This window comes from Gemmatimonadaceae bacterium, assembly GCA_035633115.1.
Classification (GTDB): domain Bacteria; phylum Gemmatimonadota; class Gemmatimonadetes; order Gemmatimonadales; family Gemmatimonadaceae; genus UBA4720.
Window position 1 is genome coordinate 1 of record DASQFN010000063.1, and the last position, 2882, is coordinate 2882.

Below are 2882 nucleotides of genomic sequence, written 5' to 3' on the forward strand. Positions count from 1 at the left end.
AAGATGCCACAGGTCATGATGCCGTTTCGCGTCGCGCTCACCGGGCTCGCCCAGACGCCCGCCATCGACGCCATCGCCGCGGCGCTGAAGAAAGAGGTCGTGCTGCAGCGCCTGGAGCGAGCGGTTTCCGGGTGATATAATTTTCGGCTCGGTCGGGGGTATAGCTCAGCTGGGAGAGCGCTTGCATGGCATGCAAGAGGTCAGCGGTTCGATCCCGCTTACCTCCACCAGAACAAAAGATCAGAACACCTCTCGAATCTTTGCCGTTCTGTAAGTCACGCAGTCCCTATCGTCTAGAGGCCTAGGACATCGCCCTTTCACGGCGGTAACCGGGGTTCGAATCCCCGTGGGGACGCCAGTTACATGCTAAGTAACTGACCTAGAACCAAGTCCACGGAAAGACGGGGCTTTTCTGCCCGGCGTGTAACGCAACGCTGTTTCACTAAGGGTATGAAAGTGCGCTCACAAACAAGGCTAGCGAGTTAACGAACGGCTTCAGACACACATGAACCGAAGCGCGGGGACATTCCGGTAAGAGACCGCGCGTTATGAAATTAAGAGGGAGGAAGTCCAGTGATCCGTTCACTGTCGTTGTCCGTGGTGTTCTTGATGCTGTCCGGCATGGTGAGCGCCGCAGAACTCTACCGCTGTAGGACCTATCAGGGCGGCACGTACTGGTCCTCCGAGCTTTGCCAGAAGTCAAACGGGATCATGGTGTGCGCTGAGCAGCGCGTTGTTCAGGAGGGTTCAAGTCCCTCTGGCGCTCGGATGAGGGGCGTCGTATCCGAAGGCGGGGGTAATGCCTCGCTGGCCGGAGAAAGAAGGCAGGTATGGAGAAGCCTAAATGGGCACGAAGGCGAAAGCCGGATACAGCCAAGGCGGACCTGGAGCCACTTTCTGGCAATGCTCCGGAGGGCAGGGTGTCCATCGCGAGGTGGAATCCGAAGGGCATGAGGAGAAGTACCGGGCCGTAATCGATGGGGGCTGCCCCGACGATGAACCGGTCGGCCAAAGGTGGGGCAAGGTCGAGCCTGCACTATGGAGGCGAAGGCGTACTCATTCACCCACCGCACCAAGGTGTTTGCGGGCGGCACGGTACGGAAGAACAGCGTGTGACCTCAGGAGAACTCGCACGGTTCTCGGGTGGCACCGAGACAAGTGACCCCATAAGCGAGGAGCGAAGTGGGAAGCGATGCCGGGCGAGTGGTCGGAGTGCCGAGTAGTACCGACAAGCGCGGTGAAAGCTGCGTGACCGAGCAATCGGCGACGGAAGTGGGTCGGGGAAGGCGGCAGGCGAAGAGGGTCGGGAAGAGTTGGGAAGCCAGTGAGTAAGGGCGGGAAGGAGGATCAGTTCCATGAGCGAAATACCCGTACATTCTCGTCCGAGGAGACTGGTGGACTGGATCAACCCGACGGAGGCAAGGAAGGTCCATTCATTAATCGACAAAGTGTACCAGCGGAAGAACTTGGAGATGGCCTGGGAGCGGGTGCGTGCCAACCGGGGCAGTGGGGGCGTGGATGGGCAGAGTCTGGAGGCTTTCGAGGCGCAGTTGGACCAGCAGTTGGATCGGCTGCAGCGGGAGTTGACAGAGGAAGCCTATCGGCCCCAACCGGTGCGGCAAGTGCCGATCCAGAAGGAAGGCAAGCCGGGAGAGTGGCGAACGTTGGGCATTCCGACGATCTACGATCGGGTGTGCCAGCAGGCGCTGCTCAATCGACTGGAGCCGATCTTCGAGCCGGTATTCGAGGAGGCCAACTTCGGATATCGGCGAGGGCGATCGACGAAGGATGCCCTGCGCAAGGTGTGGAAGGAGATCGAAGGTGGCAAGGAGTGGATTGTCGATGCTGACCTGAAGGATTTCTTCGGGTCGGTGGATCACGGCAAGCTGCTCATGCTGCTGGGTCGCCGCATAGCCGATGGCCGAGTGTTGCGTCTGATCGAGGCAATGCTCAAGGCGGGAAGCTATGGTAAAGGGCGGCTGTTTCCGACCGAGCGCGGGACTCCGCAGGGTGGAGTGATTTCTCCGTTGCTGAGCAATATCCTGCTCACGCCGTTTGACCAGGAGATGCGACGCAGGGGGTATCAGTTGACGCGCTATGCGGATGATTGGGTGGTCACCTGCGCATCCGCAGCGCAAGCACGAGCGGCGGTGGCGGCGGCACAACGTATTCTGAGCGAATTGGGCGTGCACCTACATCCGCAGAAGACGCGGATCGTGCATGTCCGCTACGGGTTCGAGTTTCTCGGCTACAAGATCAAGCGCGGAGGGCAGCTCGATCTGCCTGCGGGCAAGATTCGTAGCGCAGCACGCTCGGGAGCGCTGTATGCGTACCCGCGCGAGAAATCGATCCGGCGGTTCATGGATCGGGTGCGAAGCCTCACACAGCGGCGCATGCCGCTCAAGACCGATGCGCTGATTCAGCAACTCAACCCGATGCTGCGGGGCTGGGGCGAGTATTTCAAGCGTGCCCATGTCCGGAAGATCTTCAACCGACTCGATCGCTGGGTTGTGCGTCGTATTTGGTCGCATCGCTTCAAGCGTTGGCGTTGTGCGGGCTGGCAGGGGCTCCCCGCTGCCAAGCTCTACGGAGAGTTGGGGCTGGTGAACTTGGTCGGATTGATTCCTTCGCTTGCTTCTCAGAGAATCGAATCTTCGTGAAAGCTGGATGCGGGAAAACTGCATGTCCAGTTTGGGCGGCGGACGGAGGCCAGCGCGCAGGCGCGCCTCCTCCGACCCGACAGCTACGAAGCGGGTAACGACCGCTGAGCGAAGGGGCCTGAATGCAAGAGTGCTTGAGTAAGAGGAGGGGAAACCCGCTTGGATGAGAATCCCACTACGGAGAATCGGGTGCTCGGAGACGGGCTGCCTGAGAGCGTTTCC

At 60.1% G+C, this 2882-nt stretch carries 1 protein-coding gene and 2 tRNA genes; all 3 read left to right on the forward strand.

Annotated elements, in window-relative coordinates; all coding sequences use genetic code 11:
• Positions 1 to 154: 154 nt before the first annotated feature.
• A tRNA-Ala gene (locus VES88_08610) sits at positions 155 to 230 on the forward strand.
• A gap of 52 nt (positions 231 to 282) precedes the next feature.
• A tRNA-Glu gene (locus VES88_08615) sits at positions 283 to 358 on the forward strand.
• Between the two features lie 1036 nt (positions 359 to 1394).
• Positions 1395 to 2660, forward strand: a complete 1266-nt coding sequence (ltrA, locus tag VES88_08620; protein ID HYN81550.1) for a group II intron reverse transcriptase/maturase — start codon at positions 1395 to 1397, stop codon at positions 2658 to 2660.
• Positions 2661 to 2882 lie beyond the last annotated feature (222 nt).